This is a genomic window from Iodidimonas gelatinilytica, assembly GCF_008579125.1.
GTDB classification, from domain to species: Bacteria; Pseudomonadota; Alphaproteobacteria; order Sphingomonadales; family Rhodothalassiaceae; genus Iodidimonas; species Iodidimonas muriae.
Genome location: NZ_BKCL01000001.1, coordinates 215053 through 240038, shown reverse-complemented (window position 1 = coordinate 240038; position 24986 = coordinate 215053). Strand labels below are relative to the sequence as shown.

At 55.5% G+C, this 24986-nt stretch carries 17 protein-coding genes and 3 pseudogenes; 18 read left to right on the top strand and 2 right to left on the bottom strand.

Annotated features, from left to right (window positions below; translation table 11 throughout):
• The first annotated feature begins 430 nt into the window (after nucleotides 1–430).
• The 11 genes from JCM17844_RS01030 to JCM17844_RS00980 all read left to right on the top strand — a co-directional run bounded on the left by JCM17844_RS01030 (nucleotide 431) and on the right by JCM17844_RS00980 (nucleotide 11744).
• On the top strand, nucleotides 431–2041 hold the full coding sequence (locus JCM17844_RS01030) for a multicopper oxidase family protein (protein WP_210431096.1): 1611 nt from the start codon (nucleotides 431–433) through the stop codon (nucleotides 2039–2041).
• Nucleotides 2042–2081: 40 nt separating this feature from the next.
• Entirely contained in the window at nucleotides 2082–2741 is a 660-nt protein-coding gene (locus JCM17844_RS01025; protein ID WP_149999266.1) for an SCO family protein, read from the top strand.
• Nucleotides 2742–2783: 42 nt separating this feature from the next.
• Entirely contained in the window at nucleotides 2784–4718 is a 1935-nt protein-coding gene (locus tag JCM17844_RS01020; protein WP_149999265.1) for a hypothetical protein, read from the top strand.
• 132 nt (nucleotides 4719–4850) lie between these two features.
• Nucleotides 4851–5570, top strand: coding sequence for an SCO family protein (locus tag JCM17844_RS01015; RefSeq protein WP_149999264.1), 720 nt, complete (start codon nucleotides 4851–4853; stop codon nucleotides 5568–5570).
• Between the two features lie 14 nt (nucleotides 5571–5584).
• Nucleotides 5585–7306 (top strand): c-type cytochrome, encoded by a 1722-nt coding sequence (locus JCM17844_RS01010; RefSeq protein ID WP_149999263.1) that lies wholly within the window; start codon nucleotides 5585–5587, stop codon nucleotides 7304–7306.
• The gene (locus tag JCM17844_RS01005; protein WP_149999262.1) at nucleotides 7303–7983 is read left to right on the top strand and encodes an SCO family protein; all 681 of its coding nucleotides are present in this window, start codon (nucleotides 7303–7305) and stop codon (nucleotides 7981–7983) included. The genes JCM17844_RS01010 and JCM17844_RS01005 overlap by 4 nt, the downstream gene beginning before the upstream one ends.
• Before the next feature lie 99 nt (nucleotides 7984–8082).
• Entirely contained in the window at nucleotides 8083–8919 is an 837-nt protein-coding gene (locus tag JCM17844_RS01000; RefSeq protein ID WP_210431095.1) for a phosphate ABC transporter substrate-binding protein, read from the top strand.
• Nucleotides 8900–9757: a phosphate ABC transporter permease subunit PstC gene (pstC, locus tag JCM17844_RS00995; RefSeq protein WP_210431094.1), complete on the top strand. Its 858-nt coding sequence runs from the start codon at nucleotides 8900–8902 to the stop codon at nucleotides 9755–9757. The genes JCM17844_RS01000 and pstC overlap by 20 nt, the downstream gene beginning before the upstream one ends.
• Nucleotides 9754–10605, top strand: coding sequence for a phosphate ABC transporter permease PstA (pstA, locus tag JCM17844_RS00990; protein WP_149999259.1), 852 nt, complete (start codon nucleotides 9754–9756; stop codon nucleotides 10603–10605). Before pstC ends, pstA begins: the two co-directional genes overlap by 4 nt.
• On the top strand, nucleotides 10595–11383 hold the full coding sequence (locus JCM17844_RS00985; protein WP_149999258.1) for a phosphate ABC transporter ATP-binding protein: 789 nt from the start codon (nucleotides 10595–10597) through the stop codon (nucleotides 11381–11383). Before pstA ends, JCM17844_RS00985 begins: the two co-directional genes overlap by 11 nt.
• A gap of 61 nt (nucleotides 11384–11444) precedes the next feature.
• Complete coding sequence (locus JCM17844_RS00980) at nucleotides 11445–11744, top strand: ArsR/SmtB family transcription factor (RefSeq protein ID WP_149999257.1); 300 nt, start codon at nucleotides 11445–11447, stop codon at nucleotides 11742–11744.
• A 44-nt stretch (nucleotides 11745–11788) separates the two neighbouring features.
• On the opposite strand, the gene JCM17844_RS00975 is transcribed toward JCM17844_RS00980, so the two are convergent.
• Nucleotides 11789–12619, bottom strand: coding sequence for a purine-nucleoside phosphorylase (locus tag JCM17844_RS00975; RefSeq protein WP_149999256.1), 831 nt, complete (start codon nucleotides 12617–12619; stop codon nucleotides 11789–11791).
• A gap of 50 nt (nucleotides 12620–12669) precedes the next feature.
• Nucleotides 12670–13365 (bottom strand): GntR family transcriptional regulator, encoded by a 696-nt coding sequence (locus JCM17844_RS00970; protein ID WP_210431093.1) that lies wholly within the window; start codon nucleotides 13363–13365, stop codon nucleotides 12670–12672.
• A gap of 332 nt (nucleotides 13366–13697) precedes the next feature.
• Here JCM17844_RS00970 and JCM17844_RS00965 point away from each other — a divergent pair, with 332 nt between their 5' ends.
• The 7 genes and pseudogenes from JCM17844_RS00965 to JCM17844_RS00940 all read left to right on the top strand — a co-directional run bounded on the left by JCM17844_RS00965 (nucleotide 13698) and on the right by JCM17844_RS00940 (nucleotide 24970).
• Nucleotides 13698–14909, top strand: a complete 1212-nt coding sequence (locus JCM17844_RS00965; protein WP_149999254.1) for a phosphopentomutase — start codon at nucleotides 13698–13700, stop codon at nucleotides 14907–14909.
• 98 nt (nucleotides 14910–15007) lie between these two features.
• Nucleotides 15008–15954 (top strand): annotated as a pseudogene (deoC, locus tag JCM17844_RS17000) (deoxyribose-phosphate aldolase).
• A 9-nt stretch (nucleotides 15955–15963) separates the two neighbouring features.
• Nucleotides 15964–17366 (top strand): annotated as a pseudogene (locus JCM17844_RS16995) (aldehyde dehydrogenase family protein); the annotation flags it as partial.
• A 42-nt stretch (nucleotides 17367–17408) separates the two neighbouring features.
• Nucleotides 17409–18353 carry an aldehyde dehydrogenase family protein gene (locus JCM17844_RS16990; protein WP_371864733.1) on the top strand — a complete coding sequence of 315 codons (945 nt, stop codon included), beginning with the start codon at nucleotides 17409–17411 and terminating at the stop codon, nucleotides 18351–18353.
• Nucleotides 18354–18549: 196 nt separating this feature from the next.
• On the top strand, nucleotides 18550–20019 hold the full coding sequence (locus tag JCM17844_RS00950; protein WP_149999563.1) for an AMP nucleosidase: 1470 nt from the start codon (nucleotides 18550–18552) through the stop codon (nucleotides 20017–20019).
• A gap of 266 nt (nucleotides 20020–20285) precedes the next feature.
• Nucleotides 20286–23759 (top strand): annotated as a pseudogene (locus JCM17844_RS00945) (indolepyruvate ferredoxin oxidoreductase family protein).
• A 92-nt stretch (nucleotides 23760–23851) separates the two neighbouring features.
• Nucleotides 23852–24970, top strand: coding sequence for a Glu/Leu/Phe/Val family dehydrogenase (locus JCM17844_RS00940; RefSeq protein ID WP_149999253.1), 1119 nt, complete (start codon nucleotides 23852–23854; stop codon nucleotides 24968–24970).
• The last annotated feature ends 16 nt before the right edge of the window (nucleotides 24971–24986 follow it).

Below are 24986 nucleotides of genomic sequence, written 5' to 3'. Positions count from 1 at the left end.
CTTATTCACGCAATGATCGCATGATACGGACCATCACCATTCCCTTGCTGGGGGCTCTACTAAGAGGAGGGAAGCGATCTTGCTGAATCGATCGAGCCGAGGGGTCACGCGAACACAGCGTGCAGATTGCACGTATCGGCGAAGGTCAAAACCCACCCGTTGAAGCAACCGCTTCAGCGGCAACGCGGATCTATACGTCAACCTGGAGAAATCCTTATGTTCAAAAGGCGAGATGCTTTGAAATTGGGGGCCGCCGCCGCAGGCGCAGGCCTTGCATCAAAGTATGCTATGAGCGCTCCACCACAGCATGTTATCGAGCGCCAACCGGGGAACTTCCCGCAAAGCGCTGATTTTCCCACAAACATTCAGGCCGTCCTGGGTTTCGCGCCCCAGTCCGAAGGTTACCCCCTTCACGGCTCCATTGTTCCGGATGCCTGTTGCCCAATCCGTGCCGCAGTCAGATCTTCTGGACCCTAGCCTTGGCGGCATGGCGCCCGACCCCGAACGGCATCAGCTGTACGACAAGTTCACGCCTCAGAAATTCTATTATGAGCGCATGCAGGAGTCGCGGTGGTCCTACCATCCGCAACCTCCTTTCGATCAGGGATCGTGGCATTACACCTTCACTGGTCCCAATTTCACCAATATCGCCCCCGGACCGACCTATAAGGCCCGATATGGCGAGCCTGTGTTTGTTCGTCGTTTGAATGAACATCCGGAAATTGGCACAGGGAATGTCAATTTCGCCGTTCCCAGCTTTTCAATCCATTTGCATAATGGCCATACGGCTTCTGAATCCGATGGTATTCCGCAGGATTATTTCGAGCCGGGCGAATTCTGGGACTACCATTATGGTAACTTCCCGGCCGGTGACCAAACCGGACGCGATGACCGCGAGCGCATGACCACCCTGTGGTATCATGACCATCGTCTCGATTTCACTGCCACCAATGTGTATGCGGGCAATGCCGGTTTCTATCTCTTGTTCGACGAGAAAGATTCCGACAATGAAAGAGATACGAATCCCGAAGCCTTCCGTCTTCCCAGCGGCGAATACGACATTCCGCTGATCCTGCATGATGTGCAGTTCGACGAAAACGGCCAGGTTGTCTGGGACTTCTTCTCTCCCGACATTCAGGAAATCGACGGCGAGTATCTGCCAAGCTTCCAGCACACCACCTTCGGGATGCTGGGCGATACCATGACGGTCAACCGCACCATCCAGCCTTATCTTGATGTGAAGCGCCGCAAATACCGCTTCCGCATCCTGAATGGTGGGCCGAGCCGCCTCTATGAGCTGCATCTTGCAACTGATAGTGCTGACCCGAATGCCCAGCGTGCAACCAACTGGCTCATTCTCTCCAACGACGGAAACCTTCGTGAAACGCCGATCGAATCCGAAACGTTGAAGCTTTGGGTGGCCAACCGTAATGATGTGATCATTGACTTCTCCAATTTCAATCCCGGCGACAATGTTTACATCGTCAACCGCCTTGGCATGCGTGAAGATGGCGCAGGGCAAGACGGTACCCAGCTTGATGAAGGCCATCTGATCATGCAGTTCCGCGTGCAGGCGGGCGATGTGGAAGATCCTTCACAGATTCCCGACTTCATGCGCCGTCAGCCCGACATCAACTTCAATGAAGTGCGGCGCGAGCGGGTTTGGGACTTCGACTATGACAGCGGACTGTTCACCGTGAATGGCGAGCTTATGGACCCCAACCGGACCGATGCGAAGATCGAACGCGGTTCGGCGGAAATCTGGACATGGCGTAATACCGGCGATAGCTGGGCGCATCCGGTGCATACGCACATGGAGGAATTCCAGATCTTCGAAGTCAACGGGAAACCGGTTGAACCTTTCAGCTTCCTGGACACCAAGAAAGACGTGGTGGAACTCGGACCGGGCGACGAAGTGAAATTCTTCGGTCGTTGGCGCGATTTCCTCGGTCCGTACATCATGCATTGCCACAATGTGGTGCATGAGGATCACGCCATGATGGTGCGTTGGGATCTTGTGGAGCCGGGCGACGGCGACTGAGCCCCTTCCAGGAAATTTTCTCGAAAAGGAAAACAGTTCGATGTCTACGACAAGACGACAATTGTTGAGCGGCGCCGCCCAGTGTGGCCCCAATGAGAGCCTGACGCCCACTTCGGTGCATCAGCTCGATCTGAATGAACGCTGCGGTTTCCCCGATGTGCGCGCCATGTCTCATAAAGGTGAACCCGTCCGTTTCTTTGAAGATCGCATCCAGAACAAAGTGTTCATGGTCAATTTCTTCTCGATCGACGACGACAAAATGCACGTCCAGACCGAGCAGATTGCGAAAATCGTTGAAGGTCTTGGGGATAAAGTCGGTCGCGATGTGTTCCTCACCTCGATCACCGTTGATCCGGTGAACGACACGGTGGAACGTTTGGCCGAATTTGCCGCCAAGCACAACGCACCGGATGGATGGGTGTTCATGCGTGCAAGCGGCGAAGAACCTGCCATGCTTGCCCAGCGTATGTATCACTTCAACCGTGGTGCCAGTGCTGGCATGGGCCGCCTTGTGTTCTACGGCAATGCCACCGGCAATGCCCGGATCTGGGGCACCTTCCCTGCCAAGATCACGACGCAGGATGCCGTTCACCGCATCTCCTGGATGCTTCCCCGCAAAAAGCCGGCGTCTCCGCAGATGGCAGGCCCTGCCCTTCCGGGCAAGAGCGCCTATGCGTGGAACCACAGAGCAACGCTTTAAGCGCTGCTCGATTGGCTCAAACGGAATGAATGGAGTGACGTAATGAGAACGAAACTCGAAAGGCGCATGACCGCCGCTCTCTTGCCAGCCTTGTTGCTGGCGGGGACCGGAACGGTATTCGCCCAGGATGGGGCGCCTTACCAGCCCCTGCCCGCAGACCGGACTATGGACGTCATCAATGATGGCACCAAATCGGTCTATAAAACAGGCACTGCCGAGGGTCTGTCGGGCGCTGGCCACCCCTTTGCTCCTTCGGAGACAATGGGTGCAGACAGCACAAACCCATCCAACCTGTTGCCTACGATCTATGGCAATGCGCTGGATTCTGCGGGGAATGAAATCCCCAACACCCTGCCTTCGACTGCAGAGAACCCCTATAATCTGCATCCCGATCCAGTGGTGAGTGTGTTAAGCGATGACCGCGGCCCTGAAGAAGACCTGGCCCGTGTGATCAAGCGCTTGAAAGAAGCCACGGACTGGCGTGAATTGTGGGCAACCCTGCAAACCCGCTTCCGCGGCGGCCTTCGCGTTCCTGCCGATCCGCGCCGTGGTGACCGTGAGGTGATTGGCCGTGGCAATGGCGCAGGACAGATCGGTGAACGGGTCGCCGTTCGCGTTGATCAGGACGATGTTCAATTCGCCATCGATATCCTTGAAGGCAATGAAATCGACCGGGTCTATAGCGGCATGCCTTTGCTGAACTACAAAGGCCCCGAACAGATGAAAGTGGTGGATCCAGAGACCAAATCCGTCACCGTGCATCAGGTCTGGACTCGCAATGCGGTTATGTCCGACACCTTCGGCATTGATCCGTCCAATGTCCTCGACGAGGAATGGACCATCCACTATGTCATCGACGTGGTGGCCCGCGGTCATGAAGACTTTGCCCCCTTCGTGATGTATTTCGACGATCCCAATCTACGGAATGGGACTGCTGTTCCGTCCGTGGCTCTGGACGGCACCTTCTTCCCCATGAATGAAGGCAAGCGCTATGAGTTTGAGTACAAAATGGCTCCCGGGCGGTTTTGGAATCTGACTTATCACTGGGGCTGGCGCGTCCATCCCCAGCGCATTCAGGCCATCGAAAACACCCTCAAGGTCGCTGCTGGTAAAACACTCGACCAGTGGGAAATCGATGTCTTCGGTGCGGCACCGTCCTCAAGTGAAGAAGCCAAGCTGGCCGCTATCTCTATGATCGGCGATCTGGCTCCGGCCAAGCGCATGTGGCTCGCATTAAAGGCCCTGAAGGAATATAACTTCAATGGTCGTGATGCGAACAGTACCGCACGTTTGCTGGTGGACGAAATCGAAGCCGCGTTCTTCGACTGGAAGAACCGCAATGTTCTGCCACGCGGTGTTCATGATGATCCCGATTCCCATGTCACGCTGTTCTATGTGAACAACACCATTTATGGATCGGTAAATGGTCATGATGGCTCCACCCATGCCCAGCCTCGCTGGGACGAATGGGTCACCCGTGGCTCCACATTGAAAGTGAAGCTGCTGAACGGTGATTATTTCCCTCATGCCTATATGAACATCGATTTCGGTGGCCTGCGCGGCTGGGAAAACACCTTCCACAACACGCTGCCACTGAACGGTCAGGGTCCGTGGTTCACCTTCGGGCGGACCAACTGGATGCCCAACACCATCAATCCGGCTATTGTGCCCCCGGCTGAATTGCCTGAAGGCGGTTACACGCAAAATGGCATCTTCGGCTCCGCTGCGACCATGGAAGGCTTGGGCGACCTGGCCACCACCATGGAAGAAGCACGGGAAATGACACAGGGTGAAAAAGCCACTCTCATCCAGCAGGAACTGTTGCTGGCCAGCCAGTTATCTTCCAGCAACACCAATGCCGACGGCCTTGGTGAGCATGATGTGGAAATCGAATATCGGTATGACCCGGCCCAGCGTCTGCGCTTCTACCAGTTCGATCCCTTCCATCATGGTGTGGCGATCTGGTCGGTGCACTAAGATTTGCGCCTAAATATTCAGACTGTCGGGCTTCGGCCCGGCAGTTTTTTGCAAATTTTCAAAACAGGCTGTTTTTCATTCCAGACGATCTCTGAACCAATAGGTTATCTCTTATCTGAAGGAAGGACGCACATGACGATTTCCCACAACCGCCGTTCGGGGCTTTTCGCTCTTTCCTTGGCCGCCCCGCTTTTTCTGTTTGCTCTTCCGGTCGTGGCGCAAGATGCCCATGCCGGTCATGACATGCACAAGGGCCATGATATGAAATCGGGCGAACATGAAATGGGGCATGGCTCACAGAAATTCATCATGTTCGATGGACCGGCCAAGCCCAGTGCCAATTACAAGATTACCAGCTCCGCTTATCGCACCCCCGATGTAACGCTTTACGATCAATCGGGAACGGCCCGCTCTCTCAAGGATATGCTGGATCAGCCCGGCCCGGTGGCTTTGCAATTCATTTTCACCAGTTGCGCTACGGTTTGCCCGGTTTTATCGGCCAGTTTCTCCCAAGCCTCCCATGAAATGGCTGATCTTGCCCCCGGAACCCGGTTGTTATCCATCTCCATCGATCCTGAATATGATACACCCGAAAGATTGGCCCGCTATGCCCAGCGATATAATGCTGGCGAAAACTGGACCTTTCTCACCGGCTCTCTCGCAGATATCCGGACGGTGATCGGGAACTTCGATGCGCTTTTGGAAAGCAATAACAAGATTTACCACCGCCCCTATACCTATCTGCGCAGCAAGGCTGGTGATGAGTGGACACGGCTGGACGGATTGCTGAGCAAAGCGGCTCTGGTCAAAGAATTCACCACCGTTCTTCAGCACGAAACGGCCGCACGATAAAGGAACCCCGGATTGTGACATCTCTTCGTATTTTTTCGCTTTGTTCCGCGCTTCTTGGCGCTGTTGCAACGGGCGCGTTCCCTTCCGCTTCGGCACAAGACAATGCCGCTGGCAAGGGCGATATCGCTCTAGGCCGGGCGCTTTATTATGAAGGGATCGGGGCCGATGGCGCTCCGATTACAGGTGTCACAGCAGGCGATCTCAGCATTGATGGCAGTCAGATGACCTGCGTCAGTTGCCATCGTCCATCCGGTATGGGGTCCAGCGAAGGGGGCACCTATGTCCCTCCCATTACCGCATCCTATTTGTTCGAGGACCGTGTTTCCAATCGGGCCCTGCGCAATGAGCGGTTCAAGGAATATTACAAGGAACCGCAAGGGCCGCTCTTTGTTGATGGCGCCCGCCGTGGGCGGCTGCGCGAAGCCTATGATCAGGAAAGCCTGGGTCATGCCATTCGTGCAGGCGTTGACCCTGCGGGCCGTGAGCTCGATTTTATCATGCCCCGCTATGCGCTGTCTGATGCGGATGTGGCCAATCTGACCGCCTTTTTAAAAAGCAATTATGCTGATGTTGATAAAGGCGTCAGCGAAAAGCGGTTGCAAGTGGCGACCATCATCGCCGGCAATGTGTCCGATGAGCGGGCGGAGGCCTTTTCCAGCCTTGTCACCGCTTATGCCGATTGGATCAATAAAGACATTCGCACCGATCTGGCACGCCCCGGCTATTCCCCTTATTACCGTTCGGAATTTCTCGATTCTTATCGGGAATGGGATGTGAACGTGTGGCGTTTGACCGGTAGCGAAGACACATGGCAAGCGCAACTGGATGCGCTTTATCAGGACCATCCGGTATTTTTTGTGGCCAGTGCCTTGGTGGAAGGCGATTATACCCCCGTCGCCAATTTTTGCGATGAAAAGCGCGTGCCCTGCATTTTGCCTGTCACCGATCTTCCCGCAGATAAAGTGGGGGAAGACAGCTTCACCATCTATTTCTCGCGCGGGTTGATGCTGGAAGCCGATGTTCTGGCTACCCATCTGGCTGGCTCAGAAAAAGTGGGCCGTATCCTGCAAATCCATAGCGATGATGCAGAAGGAACACGCCCTGCCGCGGAATTCGGTACAGTCCTTGATACAAAGCTGGAAAATGCCTCGCTAAAAACCAAAAAGGTCAAGTCAGCCAAAGCATTGACCAAAGCCATTGAACGCGCTTTAAAGGATAAAAAGTCCTTCGATACGCTGGTGATCTGGCCGGGCCATCATGTGGATGCCGCAGCAAAAGCGTTAAACAGCACAAAAGCGGATGAAAAACGCCCCATTTATGTGGCATCGACCGCCATCGACGCTGTTCGCAAAGACGTGGATCTATCGAAGCGGGCCTTGTTATTGGCCACCTATCCTTATGACAAGCCCAGTGCATATCATGCGGATTCTTATCGCATCCGTGCGTGGCTACGGGCCCGCCGTTTGGCTATTCCCGATTGGCACATGCAGTTGCAGGCCTATTATGCCATGAAATCCATACAGTTCGCTGTCGAACATATGTTGAGCGATTATTATGGCGCCTATTTGCTGGAATTGATCGAGCACAATATCGGCACCGCGTTCGATCCCGGCCCGCATCCGCGCCTTTCCCTGGGTCCGGGCCAGCGTTTTGGGTCCAAAGGCGCCTTGATCGTGCGCTTTGATGATAGCAACCGCAAAGGCGTTATCCCGGTTAGCGACTGGATCGTTCCATGAGCAAGGACATGCCAAAGAATTCACGGCGGGGGATGGGGCTTCTCATCCTCGGCGTTGCCATCATTCTGGCCGTGGGCTTTTCTTTTTATATGAACAACCGGTCGTCAGAGACGGCCCTTGCCACCAATGCGGATGCGCTTCCAGAAGCGGATATGGAGGTGGATCTGGATGCCCCTGTGGGCGGCCCCTTCATTCTGACCGGCACCGATGGAAAACCGGTTTCCGCCGATGATTTTCGCGGCAAATATATGCTGATGGTCTTTGGCTATACCTTCTGCCCCGATGTCTGCCCCATGTCGCTTCTGGCCGTCTCCAATGCCCTTTATGACATGGAAAAGAAATATCCCGATCTGGTTTCAGCCATTGAACCGGTTTTCGTCACGCTGGACCCGGAGCGCGATACGCCGGATGCCCTTTCCGATTATCTTCAAAGCTTTCATCCGCGCATCACCGGGCTTACCGGCACATTGCCCGATATCAAGCGCATGGCCACAGCCTATGCGGTGCGGTTTTCCAAAACCGAAGCCGATGAATACAGCACCTATCTGATCGACCACAGCACCAACATCATGCTGATGGGACCCGATGGAGCATATTTGACGCATTTCTCTCCGCAAACGCCGCCGGGCCTGATGGCCAGCGCCCTTGCCAGCCGGGTAAAACGCAAGGACTCTTGAAATCAATTCACATTGATGTCAATTGGCATTGGTTCCGATCTAAGTTAGAGATCATCTCTCAGGCAAAACCGCCTTATGATCTCATCTTACAGGTCTATTGTGTCGCCCAAAACTCTGGCAAAATTTGGCGCTGCTTTCGCCTTGGCTGCTGCCATTCTATATGGCTTCATTCCCGAAAGCGGATATGGAGAGCAAAATCGCATTTTGCTGACCGGCTCGTCCACTATTGCCCCTTTAGCAGCCGAGTTGGCCCGCGCTTATGAAAAAGCCCATCCGGGAACCCGCATTGATGTGGAAACCGGCGGCTCTTCGCGCGGTATTTCCGATATCCGCCGCGGACTTGCCGATATCGGCATGGTCAGCCGGGCGCTGAAGCCAACGGAATCCGATCTTGTAAGCCATCTGGTCGCCCGCGATGGCGTTGCCTTGATTATACACAAGACCAATCCTGTTGACGGCCTGACAAGCGACCAAACCAGCGCCCTTTATACCCGCAAGATTGCCAATTGGTCGGCCCTTGGCGGCCCCGACCAAAAGGTGGTTCTGGTCCATAAAGCGCAAGGCCGTTCCACTTTGGAAATATTCTTGAAATATTTTGGGCTGTCTGACGACGATATCCGCCCCGATGTGGTGATCGGCGACAATGAACAAGGTATCAAAACCGTGGCCGCCAATCCTTCGGCCATTGGCTATGTCTCTATCGGCACGGCGGAAACCGCCATTGAACATGGTGCCTCCATCAAGCTGCTCCATCTTGATGGCATTGCCGCCAGCACTGCCCTTGTGGCCGATGGCCGTTTCCCCATGACCCGCGCCCTGAATTTTGTGACAAAGGACACATCCTCCCCCAAAGCCGCAGACTTTATTGCTTTCGCGCAATCCGACTCCGCCGATGCGCTTATCCGGAGCCTTGCTTTTGTCCCGCCGAAGCGCTGACCGGTTTCTGTCCATCGGGCTGATGGCTGCAGGCCTTCTGTCTGGCGTTTTGCTGTTGTTCATTGTTTTGTTCATCAGCATGGAAAGCTGGCCGGTCCTGAACCACACGTCCCTGAGCACGCTTTTAACCAGTACGGATTGGCGTCCCTCTATGGGTCGGTTCGGCTTGCTGGCCATTCTTGTCGGCAGCCTGTCCGTCAGCTTTCTGGCGTTGCTTCTGGCGGCTCCGCTGGGGCTGGCAACCGCATTTTATCTCAGCGTCTATGCGCCACCCAAAATAGCCGCATTCGGGCAAAAGCTGATCGAAGTGATGGCCGGTATTCCTTCGGTGGTGTTTGGCCTTTGGGGGCTGGTGACATTGGTCCCCATCATGGTGCACCTCTCGCCGCCCGGTACCAGCATGCTAACGGCAGGCATCGTGCTGGCCATCATGATCGCCCCCACCTTGACGGTGTTTTCCCTGCTGGCCATTAAAAGTGTGCCAATGGCAACGGTGCAAAGCGGGCGCGCTCTCGGACTGGGGCGCGGCACAATCCTGCGCACCATCATTCTGCCCCAGGCCCGCCCCGGTATTGTTACCGGCATATTATTGGCCCTTGCCCGCGCTTTGGGAGAAACCATGGCCGTGATGATGGTGGCCGGCAATGTGGTGCATATTCCCGCATCGCTTTTGGACCCTGTCCGCACATTGACCGCCAATATTGCCCTTGAAATGGGCTATGCGCTGGATGCACATCGCGCGGCTTTGTTCATGAGCGGGCTTTTGGTGATGCTGATAACATTGATCATTGTCATGGCGGCAGGATTTAAAAGCGACGGTACGGACAAAGCCCCATGAAGCGCTCTGTTTCCAACCGCATTCTTGCCACCTCTTTTGCCGGCGGAGCGTTCTTGCTGGCGGCCTTGTTCCTGTGGATTTTGGGCGACATTTTATGGCGTGGTCTGGCGGGGATCGATCTGGCGTTCCTTATCCAGAACCCGCTCAATGCCGGACGCAGCGGCGGCATCCGCAGTGTGCTGGTGGCGACCCTCTATATCATCAGCCTCAGCATCGTGATTGCGGCCCCTTTGGGGTTGCTTGCGGGCATGTTCCTGAGCGAATTATGCCATGTCTATCCGCGCATTTCCCGATTGATCCGCCAAAGCCTTGATACCCTTGCCGGTGTGCCCTCCATCATATTCGGGCTGTTTGGCAATGCTGTCTTTGCCCAATATCTGGGGCTTCGCGTTTCCATCTTGACGGGTGCTTTGACTTTGGCAGTCATGATTTTGCCGTTTCTCATCCGCTCGGTTGAACACAGCTTGCGCAGCCTGCCCGCTTATTATCACCGCTCGGCGCAAGCCTTGGGATTATCGCGCACCACCATAATGGGGCACATCTTGCTGCCTGCCGCCCTGCCCGGCCTTGGCACCGGGCTTGTTTTAGGCATTGGTCGGGCTTTGGCGGAAACCGCCGCCTTGGTGTTTACCAGCGGCTATGTTGCCCGCATGCCCGGATCGGTGTTCGATTCCGGCCGCGCTCTTTCCGTCCATATTTTCGATCTGGCCATGAATGTGCCCGGAGGATCGACCAATGCCTATAAATCTGCTGCTGTATTGGTGGCACTGTTGCTGATCATCAATCTGGCGATCATGGCCCTTGGCCATATGCGCAATCGCCGTCGTGGAGAGCCCAATGGTTGCTGATGCCCCCGCCGGTCCTTATGCACTGGAAACCAGCGCGTTAAATGTTGCCTATCACGGCAAACGTGCATTGTGCGATGTGTCTTTAAAGGTGCGCCCCAACAGCATCACCGCCATTGTCGGGCCTTCGGGCTGCGGCAAATCCAGTTTTCTGACGGCACTGAACCGCCTTGATGAAACGGTGCCGGGCTGCACGGTTAGCGGCGATGTGCGGTTGTTTGGCACCTCTTTGCACGATCATCCCATGCCCTTGGAGGATCTGCGCAGGCGGGTGGCAATGATCTTCCAAAGACCCACGCCTTTTCCTTTGTCCATCCGCCGCAATATGGAAATCCCCATTTTTGAACATTTCGGGCCCAATCGCGCCCATTGTGCCCAGCGGATGGAAAGCGCACTTGAAGCCGTGGGGCTGCTGGATGAAGTGAAAGACCGCTTGGATTGTAACGCCACCCTTTTATCCGGCGGCCAACAACAAAGGCTGTGTCTGGCCCGCGCCTTGGCGTTAGAGCCGCATATCCTTTTGCTGGATGAACCATGCAGCGCGCTCGATCCCTTGGCCACGGAAAAGGTGGAAACGCTGCTGAAATCGCTTAAACAACGGTTGAGCCTGGTGTTGGTGACGCATAACATGGCGCAGGCTCAGCGCCTTGCCGACGATATGGCATTATTCTGGGTGAAAAATGGCTGTGGATATGTCGCAGAAGCGGGGCCGGCAACGGCTTTACTCCACACCCCTCAAAGCGCCGAAGGTCGGGATTATTTTTCGGGCCGCCTTGGCTAATGTCATGGCCAACCGGGCGACATAATCGGGCGGATGCGCCCTATGAAAGAACGGGAACCTGATGACAACACCATCCCTGCCCACCACTGCCTGCGTTGATCGGCTAAAGCTGCTGGCCGATCCCACCCGCCTTGCCATTGTGCGGCTATTGACCGATGGCCCGATGATCGTCAAGGACATCAACGAACATCTGGCGATGGAACAGAATTTGCTGTCCCACCACCTGAAGGTTTTGCGTGAAGGCGGGTTATTGGAAAGCGAACGGCAAGGAAAAGCCGTGGCTTACCGCCTGACCAAAGGCGTCCATAATGCAACCGAAGGCGATGCCATTGATCTGGGCTGCTGCAAACTCAGCTTCTAGCATCAAATCCCAGCTCCCTTCGGCTTCATCCTTCCCTGTGCCGATTACGCAGCCTTATGGCCATCGGCAAAGAAACGCGCCAAAAGACGCTGCATATTTTCAAAGGCCTTGTTGGCTTCCGTAATGGTTTCATCATGGCTCAGGGCATGTTTGGCAATGCCTGCGGCCAGATTGGTCACCACTGAAATGCCCGCCACTTTCATCCCCGCATGATGGGCCACAAGACATTCCGGCACTGTGGACATACCAATGGCATCGGCCCCCCATTGCGCGAACATGCGCACCTCTGCTGGCGTTTCAAAATTCGGCCCCGCCACTTGCAGATACACACCGGAATGAAGCGTTACATCTTCGGCTTTTGCCGCCGCCTGCAACTGGCCGCGCAAATCGGCATTCCACGCATCGGACATATCGAAAAACCGGTCGCCAAAACGATCATCATTGGGGCCGATCAACGGATTCTGGCCCGAAAAATTGATATGATCCTCGATCATCATCAAAGACCCCGGCCCCATATCCAGATGGGTGCTGCCCGCGGCATTGGTGATAACGATCTGTTCCACCCCAAGGGCCTTCAACGTGCGGATGGGAATGGCCAGCCGATGGGCCGGATATCCTTCATAAAGATGCATGCGCCCCTGCATACATACCAGCGGCGCCCCATTGATCGAGCCAATCAGCAATTTGCCCGAATGGCCGGCCACGGTGGACACGGGAAAACCGGGAATGTCGCCATAAGGAATGACGCTATCCATCTGCATGGTTTCGCCAAAGCGCCCCAATCCACTGCCCAAAATCAGCGCGGATTTGGGAAAAGGCCCGGAATGGCGTTCACGAATGGCACGCACGCAGGCGTCGATATCATAGTCTGTCATAGGGAATGTCTCCAAAAGCAGTGGTCTTGTGGGCCACCGAAGATCCGGCGTTATGAAGAAAGAGTGTTGTAATGGCGCTGGTCCATAAAAATAGACCGAAGGTCGGTGCTGTCATTTTCTTCTGCAAAAGACAGGCTGGAAAGGCAGGAATCCAGATGGGCGCAGATGCGCTTCACAGCGCTTTCTGAATCTTTTTGGGCAATGGCTTCTACAATGCGCGCATGGTCATCATCGCACAGACTTTCATCATTTTTGCCATAAAGGCTGATGATCAGCGATGTTTGCGCCACCAATTCCTCTAGAAAGCGCCGCATCCGGCTGTTTTTGGTGATATTTGCCAATTCCAGATGAAACGCGCCGGACAGACGAATCACATGCAGCCGATCGCCAGACCGTCTGGCCTCTGCCTCCATCGCAACATGGGCGTGCAGATGCTCGATATCCGAAGGACCGGCGCAGGCCACACACTGGCGCGTGATCCATTCTTCAACGGCACGGCGGGCTTCAAAAATCTGGCGGGCATCTTCCGGGCTTGGGCTGGCCACAAAGGCCCCGCGATTGGGGCGAATATCCACCAGAGTTTCATAAGACAAACGCATCAGGGCGCGGCGGATCACCGGACGATTAACGCCGAAAATCTCGCACAGCATCTGCTCTCCCAGCTTGGTGCCCGGTTTCAAGCGCTGTTCGAAAATAGCGTTAGAAATATCAAGATAGACCCGTTCCGACGGTTCTTGCTTACCCATTGTCTCTTTTTTGATCACCATATCCGGGCTGCGTGCAGATTGTTTCAGGGGTGGTAAATCCCTCTCCTCACGCTTTTCCATGGTTCAAATATCCGTTCGCAAATAATTTTGCTGTCAAAACTCTCAAAGATTGTTAACAAAAAAACGGTTCTCTGGACAAGCCTTGTGTTTTGGGCGCACATTTGCGAGATCGTGAACTCATAAATAGCGATAACCGTGATTGCCCTTGGCTTGACGCTGCATTGACTGTGCGAATCCAATTTTGACTTTTCGGTCAAATTTTGGCACTGTTCGGTATTGTCGCTATATTTTTCTCGTTGCAAGGAATTGATGTGCGCGCGATCGTGGCTGTTCTTGACTCATTTGGCATCGGCGAAGCGCCTGATGCCGCCCAGTTCGGTGATGTGGGGGCGAACACCTTTTGCCATATCGCCGCCCAATGTGCCGAAGGCCACGCCAATCAGGCCGGCTTGCGACGTGGCCCCTTGAATATCCCCAATTTGCTGGATCTTGGCTTGGGCCATGCGGCCCGAAATGCGGGGGGGCAGCTGCCCTTTGATCTGCCCACAGCCCCCAAGGCCCGCTACGGTGCTGCGGCAGAGCGCAGCCGCGGCAAAGACACACCCAGCGGGCATTGGGAAATGATGGGCCTGCCCGTCCTGTTCGAGTGGGGATATTTTTCGGAAGAGGTCCCCTGTTTTCCCGATGCGCTGATTGAAGCGCTGGTGCGTGAAGGGGATCTTCCCGGCGTTTTGGGCAATTGCCATGCCTCTGGCACCACCATCATTGCCGAACTGGGGGAAGAGCATATCAAAACCGGCAAGCCCATCGTTTATACATCGGCTGATAGTGTGTTCCAGATTGCGGCCCATGAAACCCATTTCGGGTTGGACCGGCTTTATGATCTGTGCGCCATCGCCCGGCGTCTGGTGGACGAGTATAATATTGGCCGCGTCATTGCCCGCCCCTTTTTGGGGGAAAGCCCGGAAACATTCGAGCGCACAGGGAACCGCCGCGATCTCGCCACCCCGCCCCATGAAGATACGCTTCTTGATATTGGCAAAAAAGCGGGCCGCGAGGTAATTTCCATTGGCAAGATCAGCGATATTTTCGCCGGGTCCGGCATCACCCGATCCGTAAAGGCCCATGGCAATGATGCGGTGTTCGATGCCTTGATGGCGGAAATGGAAACCGCCCCCGATGGCGCGATCATTTTTGCCAATTTCGTCGATTTCGACATGCTTTATGGCCATCGGCGAAATGTGGCGGGCTATGCCGCTGCTCTGGAAGCCTTCGACAAGCAGTTGCCCATCTTGAAAGCCGCCATGAAGGACGACGACATCGCGGTGCTGACCGCCGATCATGGCTGCGATCCCACATGGCCCGGCTCGGATCACACCCGCGAATATATTCCGGTCCTTGCCTTTGGGCCACATATTGCCCCTGCCGATATTGGCTTGCGTGAAAGCTTTGCCGATATTGGACAATCTTTAAGCCAGCATCTTGACCTGCCGCCTCTGGCCGCAGGCAAAAGCTTTTTGTGACGACCGCCAAGGAAAGGTCTGCTTTCGTGAGTGAACAAAAGGTCACGCATCTGACACCCCATGACAATCGCCAACCCTATGGCGTTGGGCATAACCTTATTGTCCGCAATGAAGGCATTCCCTTTGATGCCGGTCTTGTGGAAGATATCCGTATCAACCTGTCGGCGGTGGAACGCCGCGTCGCAAGCCTGAAGGGCCGCCGGACCGTCAAGAAAGACTGGCAGGCCGCATGGCTTTTGAAGGCGATCAGCTGCATTGATCTGACCACTTTGTCTGGCGATGACACGCCGGGCCGGGTGCGCCGCCTGTGCGCCAAGGCCAAAGCGCCGATCCGCGCCGATCTGGTGGAAGCGTTGGGCGTTGCCGATAAAAACATCACCGTTGGTGCTGTCTGTGTTTATCATGAAATGGTGGCCACCGCTGTTGAGGCTCTGGCGGGCACCAATATCCCTGTAGCGGCGGTTTCCACCGGCTTTCCGGCGGGGCTTTCGCCCTTCCATCTGCGGCTGGCGGAAATTCAGGAATCCGTGGCGGCAGGGGCGAAAGAAATTGATATCGTCATCACCCGCCGTCATGTGCTGACCAGCAATTGGCAAGCGCTTTATGAAGAGGTGAAAGCCTTTCGGGATGCCTGCGGCGATGCCCATATCAAGCCATTCTGGCCACCGGCGAATTGGGCTCGGCCAGCAAAGTGGCGAAAGCCTCGATGGTGGCAATGATGGCCGGGGCGGATTTCATCAAAACCTCGACGGGCATGGAAAAAGTCAACGCCACGCAGCCGGTCAGCCTGATCATGATGCGCGCCATCCGCGACTATTATGAACGCACCGGCTTCAAGATCGGATATAAGCCCGCAGGCGGCATTTCCACAGCCAAGGATGCGGTGCAATATCTGATTATGGTCAAAGAAGAATTGGGCACGGATTGGCTCGATCCGGATCTGTTCCGTTTTGGCGCCTCCCGCCTGCTTACCGATATCGAGCGTCAGCTCGAACATTTCGTCACTGGCCGTTATTCGGCCGCTCACCGTCACCCGATGGGATAAGGGCTCGTTATGTCCACAAAAGTAGCCGAGATTTTTGAGACCATGGCCTATGGTCCCGCGCCGGAACAATCGGATTATGTGCAAGAATGGCTCGATGGCCATCCCGATGGTTTCGATCTGTTCATTGGCGGCAAATGGGTTGCGCCCGAAGATAAGAAAAAAACCATTGAAAGCCGAGATCCGGCCACAGGAGAGCCCTTGGCGCGCTTTTCTATCGCCGGCAAGGCGGACGTGGATAAAGCCGTTGAAGCGGCTCAAAAAGCTTTGCCAAATGGTCGAGACTTTCCGGCCATCAAAGGGCGCGGCATCTTTATGCGCTGGCCCGCCTGATCCAGAAAAACAGCCGCTTTCTAAGCGTTCTGGAAAGCATGGACAACGGCAAGCCGATCCGCGAAACCCGCGATCTGGATATTCCGCTGGCCGCCCGGCATTTTTATCATCATGCGGGCTGGGCGCAATTGATGGACAGCGAACTGGCGGGCTATGAACCGCTGGGCGTTGTGGGCCAGGTCATCCCGTGGAATTTCCCGCTTTTGATGATGGCGTGGAAAATTGCGCCTGCCATTGCCGCGGGCAATTGCGTGGTGCTGAAACCCGCCGAATATACCAGCCTCACTGCTCTTTATTTTGCCGAAATGTGCCGCGAAGCGGGCCTGCCCGATGGCGTTGTAAACATCATCACCGGCGCGGGCGACACCGGCGAAATGCTGGTCCGCCATGAAGCAGTGACCAAAATCGCATTTACCGGCTCCACCGATGTGGGCCGCCTGATCCGCAAGGCCACCGCAGGCACAGGCAAAAAGCTGACACTGGAACTGGGCGGAAAATCGCCATTTCTGGTCTTTGACGATGCGGATCTCGACAGCACCGTTGAAGGGCTTGTGGATGCTATCTGGTTCAATCAGGGGCAGGTATGCTGCGCCGGATCGCGGCTGCTTGTTGAAGAAGGTGTGGCAGACCGGCTGATTGAAAAGGTAAAACACCGGCTCAATCATTTCCGGCTGGGGTCGCCCTTGGATAAGGCGGTGGATATGGGGGCCATTGTCGATCCCGTCCAGCGGGACCGCATCGACAGTCTGGTGAACCAGTCGGTTACGGAAGGCGCCGTCAAATGGCAGCCCGATGTCTCCTGCCCGACGGAAGGATGCTATTATCTGCCCACCCTTCTTACCGATGTGTCACCGGCCAATGTGGCGGCACGGGAAGAAATTTTCGGCCCGGTTCTTACCGTCACCACCTTCCGCACCTTGGCGGAAGCCACCGAGCTTGCCAATAATTCCCGCTATGGCCTGTCTGCCAGTGTCTGGTCGGAAAATATCAACCGGGCTTTGGAAATTGCCGGTATGGTCAAGGCGGGTGTGGTGTGGATCAACTGCACCAACCAGTTCGACGCCGCGTGCGGTTTCGGCGGCTATCGGGAAAGCGGCTTTGGCCGGGAAGGCGGCCGGGAAGGCATGTTTGAATATCTCAAACGGTCTGATGAATGGCGCAAATCCGGGTCCGACATTATAGACAAGGCCAAACTGCCGGAAATTTCCACAAAGCATGTGGATGTGATCGACCGCACGCCGAAAAATTATATCGGCGGCAAGCAAAAACGCCCCGATGGCGGCAATAGCCTTACTGTTGCGGGCCATGACGGAAAATTTGTGGGCCGCGTTGGCGATGGTAACCGCAAGGACATCCGTGATGCGGTGGAAGCCGCCTTCAAGGCCGAGGGATGGTCGAAAGCCACCGCCCATAACCGCGCACAAATCCTTTATTATATTGCGGAAAATCTATCGATCCGCGAAGAGGAATTTGCCCGGCGTTTAAGCCTGTTGACCGGTGCATCTGCCAAGGCCGCCAAAGCCGAGGTGGACGCCTCTATCACCCGCTTGTTCAGCTATGGGGCATGGGCCGATAAATTCGATGGGCTGGTACACACACCGCCCATGCGCAATATCGCCCTTGCCATGAACGAGCCTTTGGGTGTGATGGGCGTTGTTTGCCCCGATACCGCCCCGCTTTTGAGCTTCATTTCGCTGATCGCGCCCCATCTGGCCATGGGCAATCGCTCGGTCGTGATCCCGTCCCAGCGCTATCCGCTCATCGCCACCGATTTCTATCAGGTTCTGGAAACATCGGATGTGCCCGGTGGGGCCATCAATATCGTTACCGGGGACCGTGAAGGGTTGGCAAAAGTGCTGGCCCAACATGATCAACTGGATGGCATCTGGTATTTCGGCAGCGCAGAAGGCAGCGAAATGGTGGAACGCCTGTCCGCCGACAATTTGAAACGGACATGGGTGAACAATGGCAAGGCCCGCGACTGGGCTTCAAGCAACCAAGGCGAAGGCCGCCAATTCCTGCGGGAAGCGACGCAGGTGAAAAATGTCTGGCTGCCCTACGGCGATTAAGACCATTCCAGCTATAGGCTTGGGCGGGCATGTTCGTGAATGAATGTCCGCCCAAGCAATGAATATCGCCATCCGTGTCCACATGATCGGGGGATATGGTCAAGCGGATAGAGCATGGCTCTTGCCAGCATCCTGTTATCACTTTAGCACTCATAAAAAGAGGCCTAGAGCTTAAAGGAATAGCGTGATGGATCTGATGCCGACTGACGATGCGCTTTTGAATACCTTTCCGGCTACGGAGCTTGTCCGCTGCAACACGGCAGACGAAGCGATGGATCAGCTGACCGCGCTCTATGAAGATGCGATCGCCCTGATCAAGGAAGATTTCGAAGCCTTTCAGGAAAATCGGCTGGAAGGCCCGTCACGCCCCGCATTCTATCCGTATCTGGCCGCCATTGTTAAGCCGGAGTCTTTATCGCGCACAAGCAATCTGGCTTTCGGCAATATCAACGGGCCGGGCTTTCACGGCATGCAGATCACCCATCCGCATGTGTTCCGTGATTATCTGATGGATCAGATGTCCTCTTTGATCCGCAAACATGATGCTGTATTTTTTGTGGGGAAAAGCACCACCCGTATTCCGCTGACCTTTGCTTTGGAACGCGCCGCTTCTGCCCTCACACCCGAACGCCGGGTCGAGATCAAAAGCCGCTTCAATCTGCCCAATCTTATTGCCACGAATGACGATATCGTCGATGGCAAACGCATTAGCGGGGTAGAAAGCGTTGCCCCTCTGTCGCTGTTTTCCGCAGAGCGCATTGATTATTCATTGCACCGCATCCGGCACTATACCGCCACCGATCCGCAGCACTTCCAACATTTCGTGTTGTTTACCAACTATCAGCGCTATGTGGATGAATTCATTGAGTTTGGCCGCGCGGAGGTGGAAGCAGGACGCTATCAGATGCTGATAGAACCGGGGGAGCGGATCACGCGCCGCGGCAAGCCCCCATCGAAAGATGTGATCGCCAAGCCGCCGCAAATGCCGGCCTATCATCTGGTACGCGAAGGGCGCACCGGCATCACCATGGTCAATATCGGCGTTGGTCCGTCCAATGCCAAAACGGTCACCGATCATCTGGCGGTGCTCCGCAGTCATGTCTGGTTGATGGTGGGCCATTGCGGCGGTCTGCGCGGCAGCCAAAGGCTGGGCGATTATGTGCTGGCCCATGCCTATCTGCGTGACGATCATGTGCTGGATGGCGCTTTGCCCACCGCCATTCCCCTACCCACCATCGCCGAAGTGCAAGTGGCGCTGGCCGCCGCTGTATCCAGTGTTACCGGATTGAACGGGCGGCTGTTGAAAGAACGCCTGCGCACCGGCACCGTTGTCACCACCGATGACCGGAACTGGGAATTGCGCATTGACGAATTGGCCTTGCGGTTCAATCAATCCCGCGCCATTGCCATCGATATGGAATCCGCCACTATCGCAGCCAATGGATATCGCTTCCGCGTTCCCTATGGCACCTTGCTGTGCGTGTCGGACCGCCCTTTGCATGGCGAGGTCAAGCTGCCCGGTATGGCCGATGCCTTTTACGAACAAAGTGTCAGCCAACATTTGCAGATCGGTATCCGGGCCATGGAGCTATTGCGGGACGAAGCCGCCATAGGAACCCTGCATTCACGCAAATTGCGCAGCTTCGACGAGCCGGGCTTCCGTTAAACAAAGAACGCCGCATACTGGCTTTCTTGCAGTCTGATTGCGGCTGGAAACCTTCTGTCCGTCCTTGAATTTCAGGGGCGGGCATTTTTTTGCAGTGCCCTATATTTCAAATATTGCGTCTGCGGGATACATTATTACGCATATTCCCCCCAAACAACGAAAGCTCATTTCGAACACCACATGGCATAATGCACTTTGATCGGGCTTCCAGGATTTGTTGCCCGAAGCGCAATAGACAAGGCTCACACAGGCCCGGGAACCCGTCGATGTATATGCAAAACGTCACACTTGACGACAAATACCAGCTTAAATCCGGCCGGGCATTTTTGACCGGCATTCAAGCATTGGTCCGCCTGCCCATCGTCCAGCGCTGGCGGGATATGGAAGCAGGGCTGGATACCGGCGGCTTCATTTCAGGCTATCGTGGATCACCCCTTGGCACCTATGATCTGGAACTGATGCGCGCCAAGCGGTTTCTTGATCCCTTGAATGTGCATTTCGAGCCGGGCTTGAACGAAGATCTTGCCGCCACCTCTGTTTGGGGCAGCCAGCAATCCAATCTGGCAGGCCAAGGCAAGCATGATGGTGTCTTCGGCATCTGGTACGGCAAAGGCCCCGGCGTGGACCGCTCCATGGATGTGTTCAAGCATGCCAATGCTGCAGGCACCATGGAACATGGCGGCGTTTTGGCCATTGCGGGCGACGATCATGCGGCCAAATCCTCCACCCTGCCCCATCAGACCGATCATAATTTCATGTCGGCAATGATGCCGGTTCTCTATCCTGCCGGGGTGCGGGAATTTGTGGAATTCGGCCTTTTGGGCATCGCCATGTCGCGCTTCACCGGCGCATGGGTGGCCTTCAAAACCACCTCCGATACGGCAGAAACATCGGCCTCCATTGATTTGAATGGTGAACGCCGCAAGATCATCATGCCAACGGATTTCGAGATGCCCCAAGGGGGCCTGCATATCCGCTGGCCCGATCCGTGGCGCGGTCAGGACACCCGTTTGCAACGCTATAAAGGCTTTGCCGCCCATTCTTTTGCGCGCGCCAATGGTATTGACAAGATGATCTGGGACAGCCCCAATGCCCGCTTTGGCATCATTGCTTCGGGCAAGGCATATCTTGATGTGCGCCAAGCCCTTCATGAAATGGGCATCACCGAAGACGTGGCCCGCGAGATCGGCCTGCGTCTTTACAAGGTGGGCATGGTATGGCCGCTAGAGCCGCAAGGCGCGCGCCGCTTTGCCGAAGGGCTGGATGAAGTTCTGGTTGTGGAAGAAAAGCGTGAGATGATCGAGTATCAACTCATGCAGCAACTTTACAACTGGAAGGAAAATGCCCGTCCGAAAATTGTTGGCAAATACGACGATGAAGGCCGGTGGCTGTTGCCTCCCGATAACGAGCTGGATATTTCGCTGGTGGCACATGCCATTGCTGCCCGTCTGGCACGGTTCCACGACACACCATTGATCCGCGACCGTCTTGCCTGGTTTGAAGCGCGGAAAGCGGCGGCGGAAAGCTATGAGCCGACAACGGCGCGCACGCCCTTCTTCTGCTCTGGCTGTCCCCATAACAGTTCCACCAGATTGCCCGAAGGCAGCCGGGCACTGGCGGGCATTGGCTGTCATATCATGGCCATCAATATGGATCGCCATAATGAAACCTTCACCCAGATGGGCGGCGAAGGAACACCGTGGATCGGCACCCACCGATTCACCAATGAAAAGCATATTTTTGCCAATCTGGGCGATGGCACCTATTCCCATTCGGGGATCTTGGCCATTCGCGCCTCTGTGGCCGCCAAGGTGAACATCACTTATAAAATCCTTTATAATGATGCGGTGGCCATGACCGGCGGTCAGGAAGCCGAAGGACATCTGAGCGTGCCGCAGATCGCCGCTCAATTGGTGGCGGAAGGTGTGGGCCGTGTTGTGATCGCGTCGGAGCGCCCGGAAATTTACACAGAAGCCAGCCTGCCCGCGGGTGTTGATGTGTTCGACCGCAGCCATATGATGCGCCTGCAGACAGAACTGCGCGACGTCAGCGGTGTGACCGCCATCATTTACGATCAAACCTGTGCCGCGGAAAAGCGCCGACGCCGCAAACGTGGCAAGATGGAAGATCCCAATAAGCGCGTGGTCATCAATGAACTGGTCTGTGAGGGCTGTGGCGATTGCTCCGTTCAATCCAATTGCGTCTCGATAGAACCTTTGGAAACGGAACTGGGCCGCAAACGCCAGATCAACCAATCCACCTGCAACAAGGATTTCTCCTGTGTGAAGGGTTTTTGCCCGTCTTTTGTTACCGTTGAAGGCGGGGCTTTGAAAAAATCCAAAGCGGGCGGCTCCGGCACCGATCTTCCCGATGTGCCACTTCCCACCCTGCCCGCATTGGACGACAGCTACTCCATTTTGGTGACCGGCATTGGCGGCACCGGTGTTCTCACCATCGGGGCACTGCTGGGCATGGCCGCGCATCTGGAAAACAAGGGCTGCTCGGTTCTGGATATGGCCGGTCTTGCGCAAAAAGGCGGGGCGGTTCTATCGCATATCCGCCTGTTCGCCGATGCTGACCGCGAAGCCAGCGCCAAAATCATCACAGGAGGCACCAATCTTTTGCTGGCTTGTGATAGCGTGGTGGCTGCAGGCAAGGATGCCCAAACCACCTTGTCGGAAGAGCGCAGCCATGCGGTGATCAACACCACCCTGACCCCGGTTGCGGATTTCGTGCGCAACCGCGATCTGGATTTCAAGGAATTGGCGGTTCAAAAAGCATCAAGGACCGTACTCTGGAAGGTGGCCGATACAGCCTTCCCGCTACCGAATTGGCCTCCGCTTGATGGGGGATTCCATTGCCACCAATATTTTCATGCTCGGCTATGCGTGGCAAAAAGGCCTGATCCCGCTCACTTTGGAAAGCATCACACAAGCCATTCATCTCAATAAAGTGGCCATCGAAAGCAATCTGCGCACCTTCCATTGGGGCCGTGTAGCCGCCCATGATCTGGACGCCATCAAAACCGTGATCGACGCAGTTGATACCGGAGCCACGCGCTTCAAGGCCGAAACGCTGGATGATGCGATCAATTACCGGGCAGATTTCTTGAAAGGCTACCAGAATGGCCGCCTGGCCAAGCGCTATCGCGCCTTGGTGGCTTTTGCACGCAAAGCGGAAGAAAAAGCCCGCCCCGGCTCAACGGCATTGACGCAGGCTGTTATGCGGAATTACTTCAAGCTGCTGGCCTATAAGGATGAATATGAAGTGGCCCGCCTTTATACATCGGGCGATTTTGAAAAACGGATCAGCGCCCAGTTTGAAGGCGATGTGCGCTTGAAATTCCATATGTCGCCGCCCATCTTTTCGCGCCCCGATCCCTTGACCGGGCGCCCGAAGAAAAGCGAATTCGGACCGTGGATGTTCAAAGGCTTCAAGCTGCTGGCCAAATTCAAGGCCTTGCGCGGCACGCCCTTTGATCCATTTGGCTATGCCGATGAACGCAAAATGGAACGGCGCCTGATCAAAGACTATGAAGCATGATGCAAGATGTTCTGGCGCGTATGGATAATGACACGCTGGATGTGGCTGTGGCCCTTGCCTCCGTTCCCGACCAAATTCGCGGTTATGGACCGGTGAAGGCAGACAGCGTGGCAATCGCGGAAAAGAAAAAAGCCGAACTTCTCGATGCCTTCCGCTCTCCCGGGGCGGAAAACGCACGGATCATGGCTGCGCAATAATTTCGGACAAGATAATTGATCCAAGGCCAATGAACGACATTCAGACGCAGCATGAAAGCATATGGCTGCGCACATTATGGAAAGGGAGCTCCATGCCTGTATTTTCGACACGCGCCTTCAATAAACACGAGCAGGTCGTGTTCTGCAGTGATCCGCTCACCGGGTTACGGGCGATCATTGCCGTTCATTCTACCGTGCTTGGCCCGGCCGTTGGCGGCTGCCGCTTTTGGGATTATGCAGCAGCGCACCGCAATGCCTCTTTGGATGTGGCGGATGTCCGCGCGGAAGAAGATGCCATTTTCGATGTGCTGCGCCTGTCGCGGGGCATGAGCTATAAAAACGCCATGGCCGGCTTGCGTTTGGGCGGCGGGAAATCTGTAATCATCGGTGATCCGAAAACCATCAAGACCCCTGAGCTTCTGCAATCCTTCGGAAACTATATCCAACGTTTGGGCGGGTCTTATTACACCGCCGAAGATGTGGGAACGAAGCCGCAGGACATGGAAACCATCCATGGCACCACCGATTATGTGGTTGGCCTTGAAAGCGGGGAATTCGCCACGGGCGATCCCTCTCCCCATACTGCCAAAGGGGTGTTCACGGGAATTCAGGCCGCTGTTCGCCACAAGCTGGGCCGCACGGATCTTGACGGCCTTACCGTGGCCATTCAGGGCGTCGGCAATGTGGGCCGCGATGTGGCCAACCATCTGCGCGCCGCCGGGGCCAAAATCATCATCACCGATATCGTGCAGGAAAATATCGAGCGTGTTCTGGCGTCCGGTGAAGCCGAAGTGGTTGCAGGCGACAAGATCCACGCCGTGGATGCCGACGTATTTGCCCCTTGTGCGCTGGGTGGTGTGTTGAACGCCAAAACCATCCCGCAGATCAAAGCCAAAATCATCGCAGGGGCCGCCAATAATGTGCTGGATGATGAAGTTGCCGATGATCGGGAATTGATGAAGCGCGGCATTCTTTATGCCCCCGATTATATCATCAATGCCGGCGGGATCATTTCGGTGGAATCAGAGGTGCATAAAGAGCATCTCGACGATGCGGCGCGGGCCCGCAAAGTTGCTCATATCGCAGAGACGCTGACCGAAGTTTTTGAAGCCAGCGACAAGCAAAAACAGCCCACTGGAAAAATCGCCAATGAACTGGCTGAAAAACGCATCGACGATAAACGTCGGGCCTTGCGTTCAGCAGCCGAATAAGGCGCAATACGGAGGG

Bases quoted from the DNA above. Each gene is read 5' to 3' on its own strand.
- JCM17844_RS01030 (WP_210431096.1), top strand. From the start codon at position 431: ATGCCTGTTGCCCAATCCGTGCCGCAGTCAGATCTTCTGGACCCTAGC.
- JCM17844_RS00940 (WP_149999253.1), top strand. From the start codon at position 23,852: ATGCCTGTATTTTCGACACGCGCCTTCAATAAACACGAGCAGGTCGTG.
- JCM17844_RS00950 (WP_149999563.1), top strand. From the start codon at position 18,550: ATGCCGACTGACGATGCGCTTTTGAATACCTTTCCGGCTACGGAGCTT.
- pstA (WP_149999259.1), top strand. From the start codon at position 9,754: ATGAAGCGCTCTGTTTCCAACCGCATTCTTGCCACCTCTTTTGCCGGC.
- JCM17844_RS00970 (WP_210431093.1), bottom strand. From the start codon at position 13,365: ATGGGTAAGCAAGAACCGTCGGAACGGGTCTATCTTGATATTTCTAAC.
- JCM17844_RS16990 (WP_371864733.1), top strand. From the start codon at position 17,409: ATGTTTGAATATCTCAAACGGTCTGATGAATGGCGCAAATCCGGGTCC.
- JCM17844_RS01020 (WP_149999265.1), top strand. From the start codon at position 2,784: ATGAGAACGAAACTCGAAAGGCGCATGACCGCCGCTCTCTTGCCAGCC.
- JCM17844_RS01015 (WP_149999264.1), top strand. From the start codon at position 4,851: ATGACGATTTCCCACAACCGCCGTTCGGGGCTTTTCGCTCTTTCCTTG.
- JCM17844_RS00980 (WP_149999257.1), top strand. From the start codon at position 11,445: ATGACAACACCATCCCTGCCCACCACTGCCTGCGTTGATCGGCTAAAG.
- JCM17844_RS01005 (WP_149999262.1), top strand. From the start codon at position 7,303: ATGAGCAAGGACATGCCAAAGAATTCACGGCGGGGGATGGGGCTTCTC.
- JCM17844_RS00975 (WP_149999256.1), bottom strand. From the start codon at position 12,619: ATGACAGACTATGATATCGACGCCTGCGTGCGTGCCATTCGTGAACGC.
- JCM17844_RS01025 (WP_149999266.1), top strand. From the start codon at position 2,082: ATGTCTACGACAAGACGACAATTGTTGAGCGGCGCCGCCCAGTGTGGC.
- JCM17844_RS00985 (WP_149999258.1), top strand. From the start codon at position 10,595: ATGGTTGCTGATGCCCCCGCCGGTCCTTATGCACTGGAAACCAGCGCG.